The organism is Streptomyces sp. NPDC006193 (assembly GCF_040613915.1).
Taxonomy (GTDB): Bacteria; Actinomycetota; Actinomycetes; order Streptomycetales; family Streptomycetaceae; genus Streptomyces.
On sequence record NZ_JBEXTB010000043.1, the window covers coordinates 1 to 22,149 of the forward strand.

General features: G+C 72.2%; 20 protein-coding genes and 1 other RNA gene. 18 read left to right on the forward strand and 3 right to left on the reverse strand.

The genetic code is table 11. The features are described 5' to 3' along the window. Positions 1-33 precede the first annotated feature (33 nt). Together prfB and ABZ261_RS27590 are read left to right on the forward strand one after the other, a co-directional pair. Positions 34-1,140, forward strand: a complete 1,107-nt coding sequence (prfB, locus tag ABZ261_RS27585) for a peptide chain release factor 2 (RefSeq protein WP_356863739.1) — start codon at positions 34-36, stop codon at positions 1,138-1,140. Between the two features lie 309 nt (positions 1,141-1,449). Next, on the forward strand, positions 1,450-2,397 hold the full coding sequence (locus ABZ261_RS27590) for a hypothetical protein (protein WP_356863741.1): 948 nt from the start codon (positions 1,450-1,452) through the stop codon (positions 2,395-2,397). Positions 2,398-2,499: 102 nt separating this feature from the next. Here ABZ261_RS27590 and ABZ261_RS27595 read toward each other — a convergent pair whose 3' ends face one another. Further along, complete coding sequence (locus tag ABZ261_RS27595) at positions 2,500-2,700, reverse strand: hypothetical protein (RefSeq protein WP_356863743.1); 201 nt, start codon at positions 2,698-2,700, stop codon at positions 2,500-2,502. 246 nt (positions 2,701-2,946) lie between these two features. On the opposite strand from ABZ261_RS27595, the gene ftsE reads away from it, so the two are divergent. The 5 genes from ftsE (at position 2,947) to ssrA (ending at position 6,822) form a co-directional block, all read left to right on the forward strand. After that, entirely contained in the window at positions 2,947-3,636 is a 690-nt protein-coding gene (gene ftsE / locus ABZ261_RS27600; RefSeq protein ID WP_055707746.1) for a cell division ATP-binding protein FtsE, read from the forward strand. A 36-nt stretch (positions 3,637-3,672) separates the two neighbouring features. Further along, complete coding sequence (ftsX, locus tag ABZ261_RS27605; protein WP_356863745.1) at positions 3,673-4,590, forward strand: permease-like cell division protein FtsX; 918 nt, start codon at positions 3,673-3,675, stop codon at positions 4,588-4,590. Positions 4,591-4,658: 68 nt separating this feature from the next. Then, entirely contained in the window at positions 4,659-5,840 is a 1,182-nt protein-coding gene (locus tag ABZ261_RS27610) for a S41 family peptidase (protein ID WP_356863747.1), read from the forward strand. Positions 5,841-5,886: 46 nt separating this feature from the next. After that, positions 5,887-6,366, forward strand: coding sequence for an SsrA-binding protein SmpB (gene smpB, locus ABZ261_RS27615; protein WP_356863749.1), 480 nt, complete (start codon positions 5,887-5,889; stop codon positions 6,364-6,366). An 87-nt stretch (positions 6,367-6,453) separates the two neighbouring features. Further along, positions 6,454-6,822, forward strand: a transfer-messenger RNA (tmRNA) gene (gene ssrA, locus ABZ261_RS27620). A 145-nt stretch (positions 6,823-6,967) separates the two neighbouring features. Here the strand turns inward: ssrA and ABZ261_RS27625 are convergent. Further along, the gene (locus ABZ261_RS27625; protein ID WP_356863751.1) at positions 6,968-7,303 is read right to left on the reverse strand and encodes a hypothetical protein; all 336 of its coding nucleotides are present in this window, start codon (positions 7,301-7,303) and stop codon (positions 6,968-6,970) included. Positions 7,304-7,527: 224 nt separating this feature from the next. Here ABZ261_RS27625 and ABZ261_RS27630 point away from each other — a divergent pair, with 224 nt between their 5' ends. From ABZ261_RS27630 to ABZ261_RS27665, 8 genes are all read left to right on the forward strand, one after another. Next, a complete protein-coding gene (locus tag ABZ261_RS27630; protein WP_356863752.1) occupies positions 7,528-8,901 on the forward strand; it encodes a nitrate/nitrite transporter in 1,374 nt (457 codons plus the stop codon). Positions 8,902-8,986: 85 nt separating this feature from the next. After that, positions 8,987-10,138, forward strand: a complete 1,152-nt coding sequence (locus tag ABZ261_RS27635) for a uroporphyrinogen-III synthase (RefSeq protein ID WP_356863754.1) — start codon at positions 8,987-8,989, stop codon at positions 10,136-10,138. A gap of 210 nt (positions 10,139-10,348) precedes the next feature. Beyond that, the gene (locus ABZ261_RS27640) at positions 10,349-10,945 is read left to right on the forward strand and encodes an ABATE domain-containing protein (RefSeq protein ID WP_356863756.1); all 597 of its coding nucleotides are present in this window, start codon (positions 10,349-10,351) and stop codon (positions 10,943-10,945) included. 248 nt (positions 10,946-11,193) lie between these two features. After that, complete coding sequence (locus ABZ261_RS27645; protein ID WP_078492847.1) at positions 11,194-11,778, forward strand: sigma-70 family RNA polymerase sigma factor; 585 nt, start codon at positions 11,194-11,196, stop codon at positions 11,776-11,778. 62 nt (positions 11,779-11,840) lie between these two features. After that, entirely contained in the window at positions 11,841-12,608 is a 768-nt protein-coding gene (locus ABZ261_RS27650; protein ID WP_356863758.1) for a zf-HC2 domain-containing protein, read from the forward strand. Positions 12,609-12,828: 220 nt separating this feature from the next. Beyond that, positions 12,829-15,177 carry a UvrD-helicase domain-containing protein gene (locus tag ABZ261_RS27655; RefSeq protein WP_356863760.1) on the forward strand — a complete coding sequence of 783 codons (2,349 nt, stop codon included), beginning with the start codon at positions 12,829-12,831 and terminating at the stop codon, positions 15,175-15,177. Positions 15,178-15,508: 331 nt separating this feature from the next. After that, positions 15,509-16,924 carry an NAD-dependent malic enzyme gene (locus ABZ261_RS27660; protein WP_356863762.1) on the forward strand — a complete coding sequence of 472 codons (1,416 nt, stop codon included), beginning with the start codon at positions 15,509-15,511 and terminating at the stop codon, positions 16,922-16,924. A 324-nt stretch (positions 16,925-17,248) separates the two neighbouring features. Then, positions 17,249-17,530, forward strand: coding sequence for an HU family DNA-binding protein (locus ABZ261_RS27665; RefSeq protein WP_356863764.1), 282 nt, complete (start codon positions 17,249-17,251; stop codon positions 17,528-17,530). A gap of 203 nt (positions 17,531-17,733) precedes the next feature. Here the strand turns inward: ABZ261_RS27665 and murA are convergent, their stop codons facing one another. After that, entirely contained in the window at positions 17,734-19,074 is a 1,341-nt protein-coding gene (gene murA, locus ABZ261_RS27670; protein WP_356863766.1) for a UDP-N-acetylglucosamine 1-carboxyvinyltransferase, read from the reverse strand. 268 nt (positions 19,075-19,342) lie between these two features. On the opposite strand from murA, the gene ABZ261_RS27675 reads away from it, so the two are divergent. From ABZ261_RS27675 to ABZ261_RS27685, 3 genes are all read left to right on the forward strand, one after another. Then, positions 19,343-19,915: a YqgE/AlgH family protein gene (locus ABZ261_RS27675; protein WP_356863768.1), complete on the forward strand. Its 573-nt coding sequence runs from the start codon at positions 19,343-19,345 to the stop codon at positions 19,913-19,915. Between the two features lie 28 nt (positions 19,916-19,943). Further along, the gene (locus ABZ261_RS27680) at positions 19,944-20,225 is read left to right on the forward strand and encodes a DUF3039 domain-containing protein (RefSeq protein ID WP_031159440.1); all 282 of its coding nucleotides are present in this window, start codon (positions 19,944-19,946) and stop codon (positions 20,223-20,225) included. Between the two features lie 198 nt (positions 20,226-20,423). Continuing rightward, positions 20,424-22,061, forward strand: coding sequence for a beta-N-acetylhexosaminidase (locus ABZ261_RS27685; protein WP_356863804.1), 1,638 nt, complete (start codon positions 20,424-20,426; stop codon positions 22,059-22,061). Positions 22,062-22,149 lie beyond the last annotated feature (88 nt).

The window sequence follows — 22,149 nt, forward strand, 5'->3', positions numbered from 1 at the left end:
CCAGCCGCCCGGCGGAGCCGTTACGCTTTAGGCGTGGCAGTCGTCGATGTATCCGAAGAGCTGAAGTCCCTCTCCTCGACCATGGAGTCGATCGAGGCCGTCCTGGACCTCGACAAGATGAGGGCAGATATCGCCGTGCTCGAGGAGCAGGCGGCGGCCCCGTCCCTGTGGGACAACCCGGACGAGGCGCAGAAGATCACCAGCAAGCTGTCCCACCTCCAGGCCGAGGTCAGGAAGGCCGAGGCGCTGCGCGGCCGGATCGACGACCTCGCGGTCCTCTTCGAGATGGCCGAGGAGGAGAACGACCCGGACACCCGCGCCGAGGCCGAGTTCGAGCTGGCCGCGGTGAAGAAGGCGCTGGACGAGATGGAGGTCCGCACCCTCCTGTCCGGCGAGTACGACTCCCGCGAGGCGCTGGTCAACATCCGCGCCGAGGCCGGTGGCGTCGACGCCGCCGACTTCGCCGAGAAGCTCCAGCGCATGTACCTGCGCTGGGCCGAGCAGCGCGGTTACAAGACCGAACTCATCGAGACGTCGTACGCCGAAGAGGCCGGCATCAAGTCGACCACCTTCGCCGTGCAGGCGCCCTACGCCTACGGCACGCTCTCCGTCGAGCAGGGCACGCACCGCCTCGTGCGCATCTCCCCCTTCGACAACCAGGGGCGCCGCCAGACCTCGTTCGCGGGCGTCGAGGTGCTGCCCGTGGTCGAGCAGTCCGACCACGTCGAGATCGACGAGTCCGACCTGCGGATCGACGTCTACCGCTCCTCCGGCCCCGGCGGCCAGGGCGTCAACACGACCGACTCCGCGGTCCGCATCACGCACCTCCCCACCGGCATCGTGGTCTCCTGCCAGAACGAGCGGTCGCAGATCCAGAACAAGGCCACCGCGATGAACGTCCTCCAGGCCAAGCTGCTGGAGCGGCGGCGGCAGGAGGAGCAGGCCAAGATGGACGCCCTCAAGGGCGACGGCGGCAACTCCTGGGGCAACCAGATGCGTTCGTACGTGCTGCACCCGTACCAGATGGTCAAGGACCTGCGCACCGAGTACGAGGTGGGCAACCCCGAGGCCGTGTTCAACGGCGAGATCGACGGGTTCCTGGAGGCCGGTATTCGCTGGCGCAAGCAGCAGGAGAAGTAACTCCGGAAGTGACTTTGTCGACATGCCAACTGCCGCCCGTGAGGCGGCAGTTGTCTTTTGTCTAGGTTTTACGTCACACTCACAGCTTCCATCTCCCCGCAAAGGTCGCCCTGTCGGACATTGCCCCCGCAACGCCCTTGACGTTGCTTTGAAAACTCGGAAGGGTGAGGCGGCGGCATGCGTACTCGCGGGGCGCATGTGAACCGGGGGGATGAGATGACGCGGACTTCGTCACCGGCTGCCTCCGTCGATCACGGCCTGCCCCACACGCCGCCTCAATGACGATCAGCTACTGGGGGTAGCAACCACATGACGAAGAAGACGCGGGTCCGGGTCGCGCGGATAGCCGCCGGCGCCGTGATCGCGGCCGGTGCTTCGCTGACGGCCGCCGGCGCTGCTTCCGCCCTCGACCTGAAGGTCCAGGCGGGCCCGATCGGTATCGGTGTGAGCACGGACAGCGGCAACGCCCCGGGCTCGACCGAGGGGACGACCCAGGGCACCACGGGCACCACGACGGAGGGCGCCGATCAGGGTGCCACTGTCGGCGTGACCGAGGGCAACACCCAGGGCACGACCCAGGGCACCACTCAGGGCACGACCCAGGGCACCACTCAGGGCACGACTCAGGGGACGACCCAGGGCACCACTCAGGGGACGACCCAGGGCACCACTCAGGGGACGACCCAGGGCACCACCCAGGGCACCACTCAGGGCACCACTCAGGGCACGACCCAGGGCACGACTCAGGGGACGACCCAGGGCACCACCCAGGGGACGACCCAGGGCACCACCAACGGCGGCGGCAACGGCAACGGCGGCGGCAACGGCAACGGTGGTGGCAACGGCAACGGTGGTGGCAACGGCACCACGGGCGGCAACGGCGGCGGCAACGGCACCACCGGTGGCGGCGGCAACGGCAACGGCGGCGGTGACAGCACCACCGGCGGCAACGGCGGCGATGACAGCACCACCGGCGGATCCACCACCGGCGGTTCCGTCGACGGCGGCGGCACCACCGGCGGCAACAACACCACCCCCGAGGGCGGCAACGACAACCTGCCCCAGGCCGAGGGCGCCTCGGCGCTGACGGACACCGGCTCCGACACCACGGTGCAGGGCGGTGACAAGCAGCTCGCCGAGACCGGCGCGGGCCAGACCGCGTTCCTGCTCGTCGGCGCCGCGACGATGATCGCCGGCGGTATCGGCTTCCGTGTCCTGCCGCGCCTGGTGAGCGGCCGGGGCGGCGCCACCGCCTGACCGTAGCGTCACGGTCACGCAGCGCACGCGCGGCAGACGAGAAAGGGCCCGGAGCTCGGCGCTCCGGGCCCTTATGCTGCTCGGGCGGGCTTCCTCACCCGGTCACGCGGTCTGGTGCGCCAGCAGCGCCACCGCGGCGATCAGCACCGCCAGCAGCGCGATCAGCGCCATCGGGCTCAGCCCGTTCAGGCCCCCGAAGAAGCCCTCCTGCTGCAGTCGCTCGCGGTTGGCACGGCACACCGGGCACCGGCCCTCGCTCACGGGCGCCGCGCAGTTCGCGCACACCAACCGGTCGTACGTCATGCGCTCGCCCTCCTTGCACCGGCCATCACACGTACAACGCACACGGGAACGCGAACGTTCCCCTTCCGTTCCCCTCCACTGTGCCAGGTTCCCGCGGGGCGTGCGCGCGCCCTCCCGGAAGGCGCCGCCGGCAGGGAGCGGTACAAAAACGCACAAGTCTTGCCCAACCTCAACCCGCGACTGCACTTGCACACCCGGTTCGCGTATGGTCACGCTCATCTACCCCCGGCGACCCGTGGTGCATCCGTGATCCGATTCGACAACGTCTCCAAGGTCTACCCCAAGCAGACCCGCCCCGCGCTCAGGGATGTCTCCCTGGAGGTGGAGAAGGGCGAGTTCGTCTTCCTCGTGGGGTCTTCCGGCTCCGGAAAGTCCACCTTCCTGCGGCTCATCCTGCGCGAGGAGCGGTGCAGCCACGGCCAGGTGCACGTGCTGGGCAAGGACCTCGCGCGCCTGTCCAACTGGAAGGTGCCGCAGATGCGCCGCCAGCTGGGCACGGTGTTCCAGGACTTCCGGCTGCTGCCGAACAAGACGGTCGCGGAGAACGTGGCCTTCGCGCAGGAGGTCATCGGCAAGTCCCGCGGCGAGATCCGCAAGTCCGTGCCGCAGGTGCTCGACCTCGTCGGGCTCGGCGGCAAGGAGGACCGGATGCCCGGCGAGCTGTCCGGCGGCGAGCAGCAGCGCGTCGCCATCGCGCGCGCGTTCGTCAACCGGCCCAAGCTGCTCATCGCCGACGAGCCCACCGGCAACCTCGACCCGCAGACCTCCGTCGGCATCATGAAGCTGCTCGACCGCATCAACCGCACGGGCACCACCGTCATCATGGCGACGCACGACCAGAACATCGTGGACCAGATGCGCAAGCGCGTCATCGAGCTGGAGAAGGGCCGCCTCGTCCGCGACCAGGCCCGCGGCGTCTACGGCTACCAGCACTGACCGCACCCAGTTCCCGAAAGGCCTGAAGAACCCGCCATGCGCGCCCAGTTCGTCCTGTCGGAGATCGGTGTCGGTCTCCGCCGCAATCTGACGATGACCTTCGCCGTCATCGTCTCCGTCGCCCTGTCCCTGGCCCTGTTCGGCGGCTCGCTGCTGATGAACGACCAGGTCAGCACCATGAAGGGCTACTGGTACGACAAGGTCAACGTCTCGATCTTCCTCTGCAACAAGCACGACGCGGAGAACGACGTGCACTGCGCCAAGGGCGCGGTCACCGAGGACCAGAAGAAGCAGATCCGCGCGGACCTGCAGAAGCTCGCGGTCGTCGAGAAGGTCACCCACGAGTCGCAGGACGAGGCCTACAAGCACTACAAGGAGCAGTTCGGCAACTCCCCGCTGGCCGGTTCGCTGACGCCGGACCAGATGCAGGAGTCGTACCGGATCAAGCTCAAGGACCCGCAGAAGTACCAGGTGATCGCGACCGCGTTCAGCGGGCGGGACGGCGTGCAGTCCGTGCAGGACCAGAAGGGCATCCTGGACAACCTCTTCCAGTTGCTCAACCTGATGAACCGGGCCGCGCTCGGCGTGATGGCGCTGATGCTGCTCGTCGCGCTGCTGCTGATCGTCAACACGGTGCGGGTGTCGGCGTTCAGCCGCCGGCGCGAGACCGGCATCATGCGCCTGGTCGGCGCCTCGGGCTTCTACATCCAGGCGCCGTTCATCGCCGAGGCCGCCGTCGCGGGTCTCATCGGCGGCAGCCTCGCCTGTGTCTTCCTCGTGGTCGGCCGGTACTTCACCATCGACCACGGCATGGCCCTGTCCGACAAGCTGACGCTCATCAACTTCGTCGGCTGGGACGCGGTGTTGACCAAGCTGCCGCTCATCCTCGCCACCAGCGTCCTGATGCCGTCGCTTGCGGCGTTCTTCGCGTTGCGCAAGTACCTGAAGGTGTGACGCATGCCAAGGGGGCCGTACGGACTTCCGGCCGTACGGCCCCTTCGCGTTGTCCTAGACTCACCGCCATGTCCGGCCGTGACCTGTTCTGTCAGCCCCCCCGCCGCATGCGGCGGGGGGCAGCCCTGACCCTGGTCTTCGCCGGCGTGCTGATGACCGGCGCCGCCACCGGCTCCTTCCCGGAGCCCGAGGGGCCGCCGCGCCGGGCCGCCGCCGGCCCGGTGGGCCCCGCCGCCCGGCACTCGGCCGTGGAGCGGGCCGCCGCCGAGGCGCTGGCCGCCGGCAAGTCCCCGACGGAGGCCGCCGAACGGGCCGTCAGCCGCAGCGGGGACCGGTGGGCCGCGATCTACTCCGAGGGCGAGTACGAGGAGTTCCGGGAGGCCCTCGCCGGGCGCTACACCGGCGTCGGACTGTGGGCGCGGCGGGACCCGGACGGCCGGATCGCGGTGACGAGGGTGCAGCCCGGCTCGCCCGCCGCCGACGCCGGGATCCGCGCCGGGGACCGGCTGCGCAGCGTCGACGGCAGCGCCGTCGACGGGCGTCCGGTGACCGAGGTGGTCTCCCTGCTGCGCGGGGACGCCGAGGGCGCCACGGCCGGTACGACGGTCACCCTCGGCCTGCGGCGCGGCGGGCGCGAGTGGACCGAGACCCTGCACCGGGCCCGGCTGTCCACCGACTCCGTCACCGTGCGGCGGCTGCGCGGCGGGGTCACCGTCCTCAGGATCGCCGCGTTCACCGAGGGTTCCGCCCGCACGGTCCGCAAGGCCCTGCGGACCGCCCCCCGCGACGGCAGGACGGTCCTCGACCTGCGGGGCAACTCCGGCGGCCTGGTCGGCGAGGCGGTCGACACCGCCTCCGCGTTCCTGGACGGCGGGCTGGTCGCCACCTACGACGTCGACGGCGCCCAGCGCGTCCTGCACGCCGACCCGGGCGGCGACACCACCCGGCCGCTGGTCGTCCTCGTCGACGGCGGCACCATGAGCGCGGCCGAGCTCCTCGCCGGCGCCCTGCAGGACCGGGGCCGCGCGGTCGTGATCGGCTCCCGCACCTTCGGCAAGGGATCCGTCCAGATGCCGACCGAGCTGCCCGACGGCTCGGTGGCCGAGCTGACCGTCGGCCACTACCGCACCCCCTCCGGGCACGCGGTCGACGGCCGCGGCATCACCCCCGACCTGGAAGCGGGGCCCGAGGCCCTGCAGCGGGCCGAGACGGTCCTCACCGGTGTGGGCGCCCCCTCCCGGCAGCGGTAAACGGCTGTACGGGCACCCCCTGCCTGGTGCGAAAATGGTCGGCACTATGGCTAAGGAAAAAGGGCGCAAGCTGATCGCGCAGAACAAGAAGGCGCGGCACGACTACCACATCCTCGACACCTACGAGGCCGGCCTGGTCCTCATGGGCACCGAGGTGAAGTCACTGCGTCAGGGGCGTGCCTCGCTGGTCGACGGCTTCGTGCAGCTCGACGGCCACGAGGCGTGGCTGCACAACGTGCACGTGCCCGAGTACAGCCAGGGCACCTGGACCAACCACAGCGCGCGGCGCAAGCGGAAGCTGCTGCTGCACCGCGCGGAGATCGACAAGCTGGAGTCCAAGTCCCAGGAGACGGGACACACCATCGTGCCCCTCGCCCTGTACTTCAAGGACGGCCGGGCCAAGATCGAGATCGCGCTGGCGAAGGGCAAGAAGGAGTACGACAAGCGCCAGACCCTGCGCGAGAAGCAGGACCGGCGCGAGGCGGACCGCGCGATGGCCGCGGCGCGCCGGCGGCAGCGGGGCTGAGCCGCAATACGCTGGCACGGGCCCGCGTGGCTCCCGTATGATGGCACCTGCACCTCACAGCGGGTGCGCACCTTGAGAACACAACATGGGGATGATCGGTTTCGACAGCGGCTGTCGAAGCAGGGGAAGCGTGTCGAGGAAGCGGCCATGATCTCGTAAACCACAGGCCGAAAAAAATAATCGCCAACACCAAGCGCGATTCCTTCGCCCTCGCTGCCTAAGTAGCGACTCGCGAAGTGTCAGCCCGGGGCTGTTCCCGACCCGGATCCTGGCATCAGCTAGGGAACTAAACCTCGATCCCGGTCACGGGGTGAAGAGGGAAATCACACAGTGACTGAGCCCGTCGGAGACTTGTCCGCGTGATCTCCGGGGCCGAGAAAAGCGAAGCGGACTGCACACGGAGAAGCCCTGATTCCGCACCGTTGGACGCGGGTTCGATTCCCGCCATCTCCACCACGCCCCGCCGAGGGCGCCCCATGTGGGCGAAGGCCCCGTCGCTTCGTGCGACGGGGCCTTCGTCGTCCCGGCGGCCCGCCGCCCCGCCCCCGCCCCCGCCCACCGTCGCGCCCGGCCGCAGCCCGGCCGGGCGGCCCGGGGGCGGTCACTCCGGGTGGGCCGCCGCCTCCTTCTGCAACTGGACCGCCGCGAGCAGGCTCAGCGTCGGCTCCGCCCGGCGCAGCTCCCGCACCGCGGCGACCGAGGTGATGTCCCCGGTGAAGCCGGCGTCGGCCAGCCGGGAGCGCACCCAGCGGGCACGGAGCGCGCTACTCGTGGCGGCGGCGGTGGAGGCGACGAGCGCGGCGGCGCGTTCCAGCCCCGGGCGCTCCTCGGCCGACGCCTCGGCCAGCGCCCGGCGCAGAGCCGCCGCGACCACGTCCGAGTCCCGGATGACCAGCACGGCGTCGTGCCTGCTGTTGCGTTGCCAGAAAGTCCACATGCGGATCATGGTCGGGGCCGCGCGCCGCGCACCGCAGCCCGTTTGAGGGTTTCCAGAGCCTCGGCCGTCCGTCCGCGCCGCCGCCTCACCGGCCGCGCCGCTCCCGAGTGAGAGCAACGTTCCCTTCCGGTCACCCGCAGTCACAGGGCGGAAACCCGGCCTCCCTACCTTCGGGCGCAGTCAGTGGCAGCCGGACCGAGCAGCCGGAGCACCGTGGAGGCGCGATGACACCCCCAGCCCCAACCCGTCGCAGTGGCCGCTGGATCGAGCGCTGGGACCCGGAGGACGAGGCGTTCTGGCGGGCGACCGGGGAGCGGATCGCCCGCCGGAACCTGTGGTTCTCCGTGCTCTGCGAACACATCGGGTTCTCCGTCTGGACCATGTGGTCGGTGCTGGTGCTGTTCATGGGCCCGGAGTACGGCCTCACCCCCGCCGACAAGTTCCTGCTGACCTCGGTGGTCACGCTGGTCGGCGCGGTCGTCCGGGTGCCGTACACCTTCGCCGTCGCCGTGTTCGGCGGACGGAACTGGACGGTCGTCTCGGCCGGTCTGCTGCTCGTCCCGGCCGTCGCCGCGTTCCTGGTGATGGAGCCGGGCACCTCCTTCTCCACCTTCCTCCTGGTGGGGCTGCTGGCCGGCGTCGGCGGCGGCAACTTCGCCTCCTCCATGACCAACATCAACGCCTTCTTCCCGCTGCGCCGCAAGGGCTGGGCGCTCGGTCTCAACGCCGGCGGCGGCAACATCGGCGTGCCCGTCATCCAGCTCGCCGCGCTCGCCGTGATCGGCGCGGGCGGCGGCCCCCGCCTGCTGCTCGGCGTCTACATCCCGCTGATCGTCGTGGCCGCCGCCTGCGCCGCGCTGTTCATGGACAACCTGGCCACCGTCAGGAACGACACCGGCGCGGCCAGGGACGCCGCCAGGCAGGCCCACACCTGGATCATGGCGCTCCTCTACATCGGCACCTTCGGCTCCTTCATCGGCTACAGCTTCGCCTTCGGCCAGGTGCTGACGAACCAGTTCGGCCGGACCCCGCTGCAGGCGGCGTACCTCACCTTCATCGGCCCCCTGCTCGGCTCCCTGGTCCGCCCCGTCGGCGGCCGGCTCGCCGACCGCTACGGCGGCGCCCGCATCACCCTGTGGAACTACGTCGCCATGGCCGCCGCCACCGCCGTCCTGGCCGCGGCCAGCATGCGGAAGTCGCTGCCGCTGTTCGTGTGCGTCTTCGTCGTCCTGTTCGTGCTCAGCGGTCTCGGCAACGGGTCGGCGTTCAAGATGATCCCCGGCATCTTCCAGGCCCGGGCCCTGGCCCAGGGGCTGACGGGCGAGGCGGCCGTCGCCCAGGGACGGCGGCTGTCCGGTGCGTCCATGGGCCTGATCGGGGCGGTCGGCGCGCTCGGCGGCGTCGGCATCAACCTCGCCTTCCGCCAGTCCTTCCTCTCCTACGGCTCCGGCACCGGCGCGTTCGTCGCCTTCCTCGCCTACTACGGTGTCTGCTTCGCGGTCACCTGGGCCGTGTACCTCCGCCGGCCCGCCGGGCGGGTTCCGGCCGCGGCCGCCGCCTCGGAGGCGGAGGCCCGGCTCGGTTACGCGGAGGTGTGACGTAACACCGGTGACATCGAGCCGAACCGAGCCTGTCACGCACCGTTGGCAGGCTCGACCGGCGTGCCGGTCAGCTAGGAGAGCCATGTACGACGAAGAGCAGCCATCCGAGCACGGGCCCCTCGCCGGGTTCACCGTGGGCGTCACCGCCGCGCGCCGGGCCGAGGAACTGGGGGTCCTGCTCCAGCGGCGCGGCGCCACCGTCCTGCACGCCCCCGCCCTGCGGATCGTGCCGCTCGCCGACGACGGCGAACTCCTCGCCGCCACCCGGCAGATCGTCGAGCAGGTGCCGGACACGGTCGTGGCCACCACCGCCATCGGCTTCCGCGGCTGGGTGGAGGCCGCCGACGGCTGGGGCCTGGGCGAGCAGCTCCTCGGCCGGCTGCGCGGCGCCCGGCTGCTGGCGCGCGGCCCGAAGGTCAAGGGCGCCATCCGGGCGGCCGGCCTCACCGAGGAGTGGTCCCCCTCCTCGGAATCCCTCGCGGAGGTCCTCGACCGCCTGCTGGCGGAGGGCGTCGAGGGCCGGCGCGTCGCCGTGCAGCTCCACGGCGAACCCCTGCCCGGGTTCGTGGAGTCGCTGCGCGCCGCCGGGGCGGAGGTGGTCCCGGTCCCGGTGTACCGCTGGGAGCCCCCCGAGGACATCGGCCCCCTCGACCGGCTCCTGGACGCCGCCGTCACCCGCGGCGTGGACGCGCTCACCTTCACCAGCGCCCCCGCCGCGGCGTCCCTCCTCTCCCGCGCGGAGGACCGCGGCCTGCTGGACGAGCTGCTGTCGGCGCTGGCCCACGACGTCCTCCCGGCCTGCGTGGGCCCGGTCACCGCCCTGCCCCTCCAGGCCCGCGGCGTGGACACGGTCCAGCCCGAACGCTTCCGCCTCGGCCCGCTGGTGCAGCTGCTGTGCCGGGAACTCCCGGCCCGTGCCCGCGTGTTGCCGGTCGCCGGGCACCGGGTGGAGATCCGCGGCCACGCCGTCCTCGTCGACGGCGAGCTCAAGCCGGTGCCGCCCGCCGGCATGTCCCTCCTGCGGGCCCTGTCCCGCCGCCCCGGCTGGGTGGTGGCCCGCGCCGACCTGCTGCGGGCCCTGCCCGGCGCGGGCCGCGACGAACACGCCGTCGAGACGGCGATGGCCCGCCTGCGTACGGCCCTCGGCGCGCCCAAGCTGATCCAGACGGTGGTGAAGCGCGGCTACCGGCTGGCGCTGGACCCGGCGGCGGACGCGAAGTACGCGGACGCGTAGTCGTCCGGGGCGCCGCACCGCACCGCGGTGCGTCCTCCTCCGGCGACGGCGACGACGGCGACGCCGGCGGCTGCGGCTGCGGGCCTGCGCGCGTGGCGGACGCGTGGGTACGGGGGGTTCCGGCGCACCTCCCGGGCGGGCACTGTGGGGGAGGGACGAACGGCCCCCCCGCACGCTTCCGCACGGTTCCTGCCCAGGCGGTGACTGGCAATGGCACGTGGCGCACCCCCGTACGAGCCGCGGTTCGTCGCCGGGCGGGCGTGCCTGGACCTGCTCGCCACCGCGCATCCGGCCGAACGGCTGGACGGGCCGGGGGCGTTGTGCGCGTGGATCGCGGCAGCGGGGATCGTGCCCGCCGGCACCCGCCTCGCCCACGCCGACGCCTCCTGGCCGCCCCGGTTCCGGGAACTGCGGCGGGACGTCGGGGTGCTGGTGCGCGGCACGCCCACCGGTTCCCCGGCGTACGAGCGGGCGTACGAGCGGGCGCTCGGGCGGGTCAACGACGCCGCCCGGGCCGCGCCCCCGGCCCCGCACGCCGTGCGCACGGCGGACGGCGGCCTGGCACGGGAGCTGGCCGCGCCGCCCACCTGCGCCGCGCTGCTCGCCCTGCTCGCCCGGGACGCCGTGGAACTGCTCACCGACCCGGTGGCGCGAGCCGCCGTGCGGGAGTGCGAGGGGGAGGACTGCCCCCTCGTGTACCTCGACACCTCCCGCGGGCGGCGCCGGCGCTGGTGCTCCAGCGAGGTGTGCGGGAACCGGGAGCGGGTGGCCCGGCACCGGCGGCGGACCGCGCTCCCGAGGGCCTGAAGGGTGCTCAGAGGCCCTGTCCGCGACGTGATTTCCGTAACACGGAGTTTGGTTGGCCCCTACACGGGTAACGCGCGGCGCTCCCGGCGATGTGTCGGGAATGTAAAGATCACGCGGGGGGAATGCGCACCCATGTCCCTCTCGTCACGTCACTCCCGAGAAATCTGTCACTCCGGTTTGAACGCCGGGCCGCCCCTGTCCGTACGGGTGGGCGAGCGACCGACTGGGGGAACCCCCGGACACCGGAGGTGGGCGTGCGCAAGGATGCGGCCGTGGCCAATGAACGTGGAACGAGGGCCCGACATCGCATGTCTTCACAGCCCTCGGAGCCGGATGAGGAGCTGATGCGTGCGCTGTATCGAGAGCACGCAGGACCCCTGCTCGCGTATGTCCTGAGGCTGGTGGCCGGTGACCGGCAACGCGCCGAGGACGTCGTGCAGGAGACGCTCATCCGTGCCTGGAAGAACGCCGGTCAGCTCAATCGGGCGACCGGTTCGGTACGCCCCTGGCTGGTGACGGTCGCACGCCGCATCGTCATCGACGGCCACCGCAGCCGGCAGGCCCGGCCGCAGGAGGTCGATCCGTCGCCGCTGGAGGTCATCCCCGCGGAGGACGAGATCGACAAGGCGCTGTGGCTGATGACGCTGTCGGACGCGCTCGACGACCTGACCCCGGCCCACCGGGAGGTGCTCGTCGAGACGTACTTCAAGGGGCGTACGGTCAACGAGGCCGCCCAGACGCTGGGCATACCGAGCGGCACGGTCCGTTCCCGGGTGTTCTACGCCCTGCGGTCGATGAAGCTGGCGCTGGAGGAGCGGGGGGTGACGGCGTGATGAGCAACGGATACGGGGGAATTCAAGGATTCGGACCGGATGGTCCGGGTATGTCTGGGCCCATGAACCCCAGTCAGGGATCCACGGTGCCGAGCGAGCACGAGACCGTCGGCGCCTACGCCCTCGGCATCCTCGACGACGCCGAGGCGACCGCCTTCGAGGCCCATCTCGCCGGCTGCGAGTGGTGCGCCCAGCAACTGGACGACCTGGCCGGGATGGAGCCGATGCTGGCCGCGCTCGCGGACCTGCCGGGCTCCGGCAGCACCCCGGCGATCGGCGAGTCGCTGTCCGCCAGGCCCGGTCCGCGGCTGGTGGAGAAGCTGGTCGACGAGGTCGCCGAGCGGCGTGCCCTGAAGCGCCGGCGCAGCTTCTACATGATCGCGGCGGCGGCCGCGCTGATCATCGCCGGGCCGCTGGCCGCGGTGGCGGTGAACGGCGGCTCGGACGGCGGCAGGCAGGTCACGGCGACGCCGGCGCAGACGACGTTCGAGACGATGACCGACAAGAAGTCGGCCACCGATCCGTCGTCCGACGTCAGCGCCACCGTCGGCATGGCGCAGAAGGACTGGGGCACCCAGGCCGTCCTGGAGCTGAAGAACGTCAAGGGGCCGCTGAAGTGCTCCCTGGTGCTCGTCGCGAAGAACGGCCAGCGCGTGACCATGTCCTCGTGGTCCGTGCCCGACTGGGGGTACGGCATCCCGGGCGCGAAGACCGAGCGGGCGAAGAAGCCGCTGTACATCGGGGGCGCCGCGGCCTTCCAGCGCAACGAGATCGACCACTTCGAGATCGTGACGTTCGAGGGGAAGAAGCTGGTCCAGGTCGACGCGTGACCCCTGCGGCGGCCCTCGGCCGCGACCGGGCGCCGTGGGCGCGGCGGGCCCTCCCCGGGCGCCGCGTCCCCGGGCCCCGCGCGCACCCTCCGGCGGGCGCGGGGGCTTCGTGACCGGCCGCGCGGGTCCCCCCGCCGCCGGGCGAGCCGGCGCCCCCGTGGCTTTGCAGGTCCCCTTCGCGTACGGTTGACGGCTGCCCAGCACGTCAGAAGGGGGCCCGGTGGCCGTTCAGGTTCAGCAGTCCGCGGTCGGTCCGGTGCGCGACGCGCACGACTCCGTCCGCGACCGGGAGATCAGCGTCGAGCAGGAGCACCTGGACCGGGTGTACCGGCGGCTGGAGGAGAAGATCCACGAGGCCGAGTTCCTGATGCGGGACGCGGCCGAGCGCGGCCAGGTCGGCACCCCGGGCGCGCTCGCCGAGCGGGACGCCCAGGTCTTCCGGGCCGGCATCCACCTCAACCGGCTGAACAACGAGTTCGAGGACTTCCTCTTCGGGCGGATCGACCTGCTGCCCGGCAAGGACGGCAAGAAGGGGCCCGACGGGGCCTACACGGCGGTGGAGCCCGCGGACGGCGCGGTGCGGCCCGACAACACCGCCGACATCGCCGAGACGCTGCACATCGGCCGGATCGGCGTCCTGGACGCGGACTACGCGCCGCTGGTCATCGACTGGCGCGCGCCCGCCGCCGCGCCGTTCTACCGGGCCACCCCCGTGGAGCCGGGACGGGTGGTGCGGCGCCGGGTCATCCGGTCCAGGGGACGCCGGGTGCTGGGCGTCGAGGACGACCTGATGCGTCCGGAGCTGACCGCCCGCCTCGACGGCCGTGAGCTGCCCGTCGTCGGCGACGGCGCCCTCATGGCCGCCCTCGGCCAGGCCCGCGGCCACACCATGCGGGACATCGTCTCCTCCATCCAGGCCGAACAGGACCTCGTCATCCGCGCGCCCGCCGCCTCCGTCACCTACGTGGAGGGCGGACCCGGCACCGGCAAGACCGCCGTCGCCCTGCACCGGGCGGCGTACCTGCTCTACCAGGACCGGCGCCGGTACGCGGGCGGCATCCTGATCGTCTCCCCGACCCCGCTGCTCGTCGCCTACACCGAGGGTGTGCTGCCCTCCCTGGGCGAGGAGGGCCAGGTCGCGATCCGGGCGATCGGCTCGCTGGTCGACGGCGTGGAGGCCACGCTGTACGACTCCCCGGCCGTGGCCCGCGCCAAGGGCTCGTACCGGATGCTGAAGGTGCTGCGGAAGGCCGCCCGGGGCGCCCTGGAGCTGGGGCCCGCCGCCCCGGCCGGCGAGGACGCCGGCCGGGAGAGCACCCAGGGGCCGCCGTCCCGCCTCCGCGTCGTCGCCTTCGGGCGCCGGCTCGAACTGGAGGCCGACGAGCTGGAACGCGTCCGCCGGGCCGCCCTCGGCGGCACCGCGCCCGTCAACCTGCTGCGCCCGCGCGCCCGCAGGCTGCTCCTGGACGCCCTGTGGGCCCGGTCCGGCGCCGGCGCCCGGCACACCGACCCCCAGCTGGCCGCGGAACTGCGGGCCTCCTTCGACGAGGACGTCAGCGGCGAGGACGGCTTCCTCGCGTTCCTCGACGCCTGGTGGCCCGAACTGACCCCGAAGGCCGTGCTCGCCGCCATGGCCGACGAGAAGCGCCTCGGCCGCTGGGCCCGGCGCATCCTCACCCCCGGCGAGGTCCGCAAGGTCGCCCGCTCGCTCAGACGCGACGGCTTCTCCGTGCACGACATCGCCCTGCTCGACGAGCTCCAGGCGATCCTCGGCGCCCCCGCCCGGCCGCGCAGGAAGCGCGAGCTGGACCCGCTGGACCAGCTCACCGGCCTGGAGGAACTGATGCCGGTGCGCGAGGAGTCCCAGCGGGAGCGCGCCGAGCGCCTCGCGCAGGAGCGCACCGAGTACGCGCACGTCATCGTGGACGAGGCGCAGGACCTCACGCCGATGCAGTGGCGCATGGTCGGCCGCCGCGGCCGGCACGCCACCTGGACGGTCGTCGGCGATCCGGCGCAGTCCTCGTGGTCCGACCCGGACGAGGCGGCCGAGGCCCGCGACGAGGCCCTCGGCACCCGGCCCCGGCGCCGCTTCCGGCTCACCGTGAACTACCGCAACCCGGCCGAGATCGCCGAACTGGCCGCGAAGGTGCTGGCGCTCGCCATGCCCGGCTCCGAGGCGCCCAGCGCCGTGCGGTCCACCGGCGTCGAACCGCGTTTCACGGTCGTGGGGGAGTCGATGGCGCGGACCGTGCGGGCCGAGGCCGAGCGGCTGCTGGACCTGGTGGACGGCACGGTCGGCGTCGTGGTCGCCATGAACCGGCGCGAGGAGGCCCGGCGCTGGCTGGCCGGTCTCGGCGACCGGGTGGTGGCGCTGGGCAGCCTGGAGGCCAAGGGCCTGGAGTACGACGCGACGGTCGTCGTCTCGCCCGCGGAGATCGCCGACGAGTCCCCGGCCGGCCTGCGGGTGCTGTACGTGGCGCTGACCCGGGCCACCCAGCAGCTCACGGTGGTGTCCGGGGAGCGCGACGAGCCGGACGGGGCGGGCGTGCCGGACCTGCTCAGGGACTGACCCGCGCACGGACTGACCCGCGCACGATCGGCCGAAACCCGGCGCAGCGGGAATGGTCCCCGGCAGGCGTTTGTTAGCCTTGACGTGGCACCGGCCCGATCCAAGCCCCCGGGCCCAACCTTCGTCGCTACGAGCGACCACTTGCCGCGAGGCGAGCATGGCGGGTCGGTGTCATGAACGTGCGGGAGGCCCACGTCACGGGGTGACGTGGGCCTCCTTCTTTGCCCGAACAGCACGTCCGTCGCCCACGGCGACTACCACGTACTGAGTGGTAGGTGCGACGATCGGACGGCACGATCCCGCGACACGGTGAAAGCAGAGGAAGTCGGCCATGGCAACGGCGCCCAGCGTCTCCTACTCGATGACGATCCGGCTGGAGGTGCCCGCGAGCGGAACCGCCGTCTCGCAGCTCACCACCGCCGTGGAGTCCTCCGGAGGCTCGGTGACCGGCCTCGACGTCACCGCGTCCGGTCACGAGAAGCTCCGCATCGACGTCACCATCGCGGCCACCTCAACGGCCCACGCCGAGGAGATCGTCGAGAAGCTGCGCGGCATCGAGGGCGTCACGCTGGGCAAGGTCTCGGACCGTACGTTCCTCATGCACCTCGGCGGCAAGATCGAGATGGCGTCGAAGCACCCCATCCGCAACCGTGACGACCTGTCCATGGTCTACACGCCGGGTGTCGCCCGCGTCTGCATGGCCATCGCCGAGAACCCCGAGGACGCCCGCCGCCTCACCATCAAGCGCAACTCCGTTGCGGTCGTGACGGACGGCTCCGCCGTGCTCGGCCTCGGCAACATCGGCCCGAAGGCCGCGCTGCCCGTCATGGAGGGCAAGGCGGCCCTCTTCAAGCGCTTCGCCGGCATCGACGCCTGGCCGATCTGCCTGGACACCCAGGACACCGACGCGATCGTGGAGATCGTCAAGGCGATCGCCCCCGGCTTCGCCGGCATCAACCTCGAGGACATCTCCGCGCCGCGCTGCTTCGAGATCGAGGCCCGCCTGCGCGAGGCCCTCGACATCCCCGTCTTCCACGACGACCAGCACGGCACCGCGATCGTCGTCCTGGCCGCCCTGACCAACGCCCTGCGCGTCACGGGCAAGGCCATCGAGAACATCCGGGTCGTCATGTCCGGCGCCGGCGCGGCCGGCACGGCCATCCTGAAGCTGCTGATCGCCGCGGGCCTGAAGAACGCCGTCGTCGCCGACATCCACGGCGTGGTGCACGCCGGCCGCGAGGACCTCGTGGACGCCCCGGCCGGCTCGGCGCTGCGCTGGATCGCCGACAACACCAACCCCGAGAACCTCACCGGCACCCTGAAGGAGGCCGTGCGCGGCGCCGACGTCTTCATCGGCGTCTCCGCCCCGAACGTCCTCGACGGCGCCGACGTGGCCGCCATGGCCGACGACGCCATCGTGTTCGCGCTCGCGAACCCCGACCCCGAGGTGGACCCCGCGGTCGCCCGCCAGACGGCGGCCGTCGTCGCCACCGGCCGCTCCGACTTCCCCAACCAGATCAACAACGTGCTGGTCTTCCCGGGTGTCTTCCGCGGCCTGCTGGACGCCCAGTCCCGCACCGTCAACACCGAGATGATGCTCGCCGCCGCGAAGGCCCTCGCCGACGTGGTGACCGAGGACGAGCTGAACCCGAACTACATCGTCCCCAGCGTCTTCAACGACAAGGTCGCGGGCGCGGTCGCCGGGGCGGTCCGCGAGGCCGCCAGGGCGGCCGGCGCGACGGCCTGAGGCGCGGCGCGCCGCACGGTGCGAGGGGGCTGTGAGCATCGCCACGGCGGCCCCCGCACCGGCGCGTCGTGAAACCACCGGATGCCGGGGGCGCTCTAGGGTGACGGCCGAGCAGGCGCTTCTCGTGTGACTCCCCAGGGTGTTCTCACGACTCCTACGGGTGCTGGATTGGCTTTCCCGCCGCAGGTAGGGGCAGGATGCTCCCCCAGGGACCACGTCCAGGGGGCACCCCCAGGGGCGCGAGCGCATCGGCATCGCAGTGCCTCGGGCGGCTTTCCGCCGCGTGGCACACCCCAACGGCAAGAAAGACACGGGAGTAACAACATGAACCGCAGTGAGCTGGTGGCCGCGCTGGCCGACCGCGCCGAGGTGACCCGCAAGGACGCCGACGCCGTGCTGGCCGCGTTCGCCGAGACCGTCGGCGAGATCGTCGCCAAGGGCGACGAGAAGGTCACCATCCCCGGCTTCCTCACCTTCGAGCGCACCCACCGTGCCGCTCGCACCGCGCGCAACCCGCAGACCGGCGAGCCCATCAGCATCCCCGCCGGCTACAGCGTGAAGGTCACCGCGGGCTCCAAGCTCAAGGAAGCCGCCAAGGGCAAGTAAGCGGCAGGCGCTCGGCTTCGAGCGCCGTCCCCTGCGAGCGCCGCGGGTGGCTGCCGGCCCGCTGTGGCCGGCCGCGCAGTTCCCCGCGCCGCTCGCGGGACGAGTCCCAGCCGGAGACGCCGAAAAGGGCGGCCCCCCTCCAGTCGAGGGGGGCCGCCCTTTCGCCGTGTGCGGCCCGCCGTGCGGGGGCCCGCCGCGCGTGTCTAGCCGAGCGCCTTGCCCGGCAGTTCGACCTTGGCGCCGAGCTCCACGAGCTTCTCCATGAAGTTCTCGTAGCCGCGGTTGATGAGGTCGATGCCGTGGACGCGCGAGGTGCCCTCGGCCGCCAGGGCCGCGATGAGGTACGAGAAGCCGCCGCGCAGGTCGGGGATGACCAGGTCGGCGCCCTGCAGCCGGGTCGGGCCCGACACCACCGCGGAGTGCAGGAAGTTGCGCTGGCCGAACCGGCAGTCGGAGCCGCCGAGGCACTCGCGGTAGAGCTGGATGTGCGCGCCCATCTGGTTCAGCGCGGAGGTGAAGCCGAGGCGGGACTCGTACACCGTCTCGTGGATGATGGACAGGCCGGTGGCCTGCGTGAGGGCCACCACCAGCGGCTGCTGCCAGTCCGTCTGGAAGCCGGGGTGCACGTCCGTCTCCAGGGCGATGGACTTCAACTGGCCGCCGGGGTGCCAGAAACGGATGCCCTCGTCGCCGATCTCGAAGGCGCCGCCCACCTTCCGGTAGGTGTTCAGGAACGTCATCATCGAGCGCTGCTGGGCGCCGCGGACGAGGATGTTGCCGTTGGTCGCCAGCGCCGCCGACGCCCACGACGCGGCCTCCAGGCGGTCGGGGAGGGCCGCGTGGGTGTAGCCGCCGAGCTTGTCCACACCGGTGATGCGGATCGTCCGGTCGGTGTCCATCGCGATGATCGCGCCCATCTTCTGCAGCACGCAGATGAGGTCCTCGATCTCCGGCTCGACGGCCGCGTTGGACAACTCCGTGACGCCCTCGGCGAGCACGGCCGTCAGCAGCACCTGCTCGGTCGCGCCGACGGACGGGTACGGCAGCCGGATCTTCGTGCCCCGCAGGCCCTTCGGGGCCTCCAGGTACTGTCCGTCCGCCCGCTTCTCGATGGTCGCGCCGAACTGCCGCAGCACGTCGAAGTGGAAGTCGATGGGCCGGCCGCCGATGTCGCAGCCGCCCAGGCCCGGGATGAACGCGTGGCCGAGACGGTGCAGCAGCGGGCCGCAGAAGAGGATCGGGATGCGGCTGGAACCCGCGTGGGCGTCGATGTCGGCCACGTTGGCGCTCTCGACGCGGGTGGGGTCGAGGACCAGTTCGCCGGGCTCCTCGCCCGGACGGACCGTCACCCCGTGCAGTTGGAGCAGGCCGCGTACGACCCGCACGTCACGGATGTCCGGAACATTGCGCAGTCGGCTCGGCTCGCCGCCCAGCAGGGCGGCGACCATGGCCTTCGGCACGAGGTTCTTCGCACCGCGGACACGGATCTCGCCCTCCAGCGGGGTTCCGCCGTGGACAAGCAGGACATCGTCGTTGACGGTCATGAATCTCGCGTTCCGATGAAGTTGGTCAGGGGCCGGCCGATCACTGTGCGCAGGGGCCGGGAAGACAGGGTAATCGCCGATCACCCCCCGCCCGTAAGCCCGAGGACCGCCCAGTCGGGTCATAGCTGTGTCACAACACGAACCGTTCCCCACCGGGCACGCGCGGTCACCGGCCCGGAGCGTGCGCCGGGGGCGCGTCCGTACGCCCTGAGCTGCGTCCCGGCGATCGGCTCCCCACACCGGGGCAAAGTGCGGGATCATGTCTGGCATGACCGAGGTGTCCTCGCTCACAGGGCGGCTGCTCGTGGCCACCCCCGCCCTGGCGGACCCGAACTTCGACCGTGCGGTGGTGCTCCTCCTCGACCACGACGAGGAGGGCTCCCTCGGCGTCGTCCTCAACCGTCCCACCCCGGTGGACGTGGGCGACATCCTGGAGGGCTGGGCCGACCTCGCCGGCGAGCCCGGCGTCGTCTTCCAGGGCGGCCCCGTCTCGCTGGACTCGGCGCTCGGCGTCGCGGTCATCCCCGGCGGTGCGAACGGCGACGGCGCCCCCCTCGGCTGGCGGCGGGTGCACGGCGCGATCGGGCTGGTCGACCTGGAGGCGCCGCCGGAGCTCCTCGCCTCCGCCGTCGGCTCGCTGAGGATCTTCGCCGGGTACGCCGGATGGGGCCCGGGCCAGCTGGAGGACGAGCTGGCGGAGGGCGCCTGGTACGTCGTCGAGTCCGAGCCCGGCGACGTGTCGTCCCCGGCCCCGGAGAGACTCTGGCGCGAGGTGCTGCGCCGGCAGCGCAACGAGCTGGCGATGGTGGCCACGTATCCGGACGACCCGTCGCTCAACTGATGCGTGTGAGCTTCAGTACCCTGGGCGTATGAGCACTCTTGAGCCCGAGCGCGGGACTGGGACGGGGACCCTCGTAGAGCCGACACCGCAGGTGTCCCACGGCGACGGCGACCACGAGCGCTTCGCCCACTACGTCCAGAAGGACAAGATCATGGCGAGCGCCCTCGACGGCACCCCCGTCGTGGCGCTGTGCGGCAAGGTCTGGGTGCCGGGCCGTGACCCGAAGAAGTACCCCGTGTGCCCGATGTGCAAGGAGATCTACGAGTCCATGGGCAGCGGCGGCGACGACAAGGGCGGCGACAAGAAGTAGGCCCCGCCCCCCCCATGAGCGGTGAGGTCCCCGGGAGGTGCGCCAGGCGCCTCCCGGGGATTTGCGCGTTCTCCGGCCGCCATATGGTCCAGACCTCTTGTCGTGGTGTCGGGCGGTCCCTAGCCTGCGAGGCGTTCTGCACGTCGAGACCGCCGCCGCGGGCCGCGCGGCGCACTGCTGGGTGAGGGGCTGAACGTGGTGGAACTGATTCCGGCGCCGCGCGCCGTCGAGGGACCGGCGGGCGCCGCCGTGCCGCTCGGCCGCGGCACCACCCTGTGGGCCGGCCCGGGCACGGACCGCACCGAACGCTGGCTGCGCGCGACGCTCGGCGCGGCCCTGGGGCTGCCGCTGCGCCCCGGACCGCGGGACGCCCGCGACGGGGTGCGGCTGCTGGTCGACGACGCCCTGGAGCCGGAGGGGTACCGGCTGGACGCGGCCGCCGGACGGGGCGTGGAGATCCGCGGCGGCGGACCCGCCGGCGTGTTCTGGGGCGCGCAGACCCTGCGCCAACTGCTCGGCCCGGACGCCTTCCGCCGCGCCCCCGTACGGCCCGACGCCGCGCCCGAGGTCCCCGGGCAGGTCGTCGAGGACGCCCCCCGGTTCGCCTGGCGCGGCCTCCTCCTCGACGTGGCACGGCACTTCATGCCCAAGGACGGCGTGCTGCGCTACCTGGACCTGATGGCCGCGCACAAACTCAACGTGCTCCACCTGCACCTGACGGACGACCAGGGCTGGCGCATCGAGATCGAGCGGTATCCCGGGCTGACCGAGGTCGCCTCCTGGCGGGCACGGACGAAAATCGGACACCGGGCCTCCCCGCTGTGGGACGACAGGCCGCACGGGGGCCACTACACCCGGGACGACATCCGGGAGATCGTCGCCTACGCCGCCGAACGGCACATCAGCGTCGTCCCGGAGATCGACGTGCCGGGCCACTCGCAGGCCGCCATCGCCGCGTACCCCGAACTCGGCAACACCGACGTCGTGGACACCGCCGCCCTCTCCGTCTGGGACACCTGGGGCGTCTCCGCCAACGTGCTGGCCCCCACCGACACCACCCTGCGCTTCTACGAAGGGGTCCTGGAGGAGGTTCTGGAGCTGTTCCCCGCGGACGCCGCCGCGTTCTCGCGGTTCGTGCACATCGGCGGCGACGAGTGCCCCAAGGAGCAGTGGGCCGCTTCCCCGGCCGCCCAGAGCCGCATCGCCGAACTGGGCCTCGCCGGCGAGGACGGGCTCCAGGCGTGGTTCATCGGCCACTTCGACGCCTGGCTCGCCGCGCGCGGACGCCGGCTCATCGGCTGGGACGAGATCCTGGAGGGCGGACTCGCCCCGGGCGCGGCGGTCTCCTCCTGGCGCGGCTACGCGGGCGGGGCCGCCGCCGCGCGGGCCGGCCACGACGTGGTCATGTGCCCGGAGCAGTACGTGTACCTGGACCACCGGCAGGCCCCCGGCGAGGACGAGCCGGTGCCGATCGGCTTCGTCCGCACGCTGGAGGACGTCTACCGGTTCGAGCCGGTGCCGGCCGGACTCACCGAGCAGGAGGCCCGGCACGTGCTCGGCACTCAGGCCAACATCTGGACCGAAGTGCTGGAGGACGCCGCCCGCGTCGACTACCAGGCCTTCCCCCGGCTCGCGGCCTTCGCCGAGGTGGCCTGGAGCCGGCTGCCCGCCCCCGCGGAACGGGACTTCGCGGACTTCGAGCGCCGGATGACCGCCCACTACCGGCGACTTGACGCCCTCGGCGTCGGCTACCGGCCGCCCACCGGGCCCCGGCCCTGGCAGCGGCGCCCCGGCGTGCTCGGCCGCCCGATCGAGGGGCCGCCCCCGATCAGGTAACGGAGCAATACCGGCGGCGCCACCGAAGAGTGGCAATCCGCGCGCACCGGTGAAGCCGTGCCGAACCGGGTCATCTCCCCGATGGAGT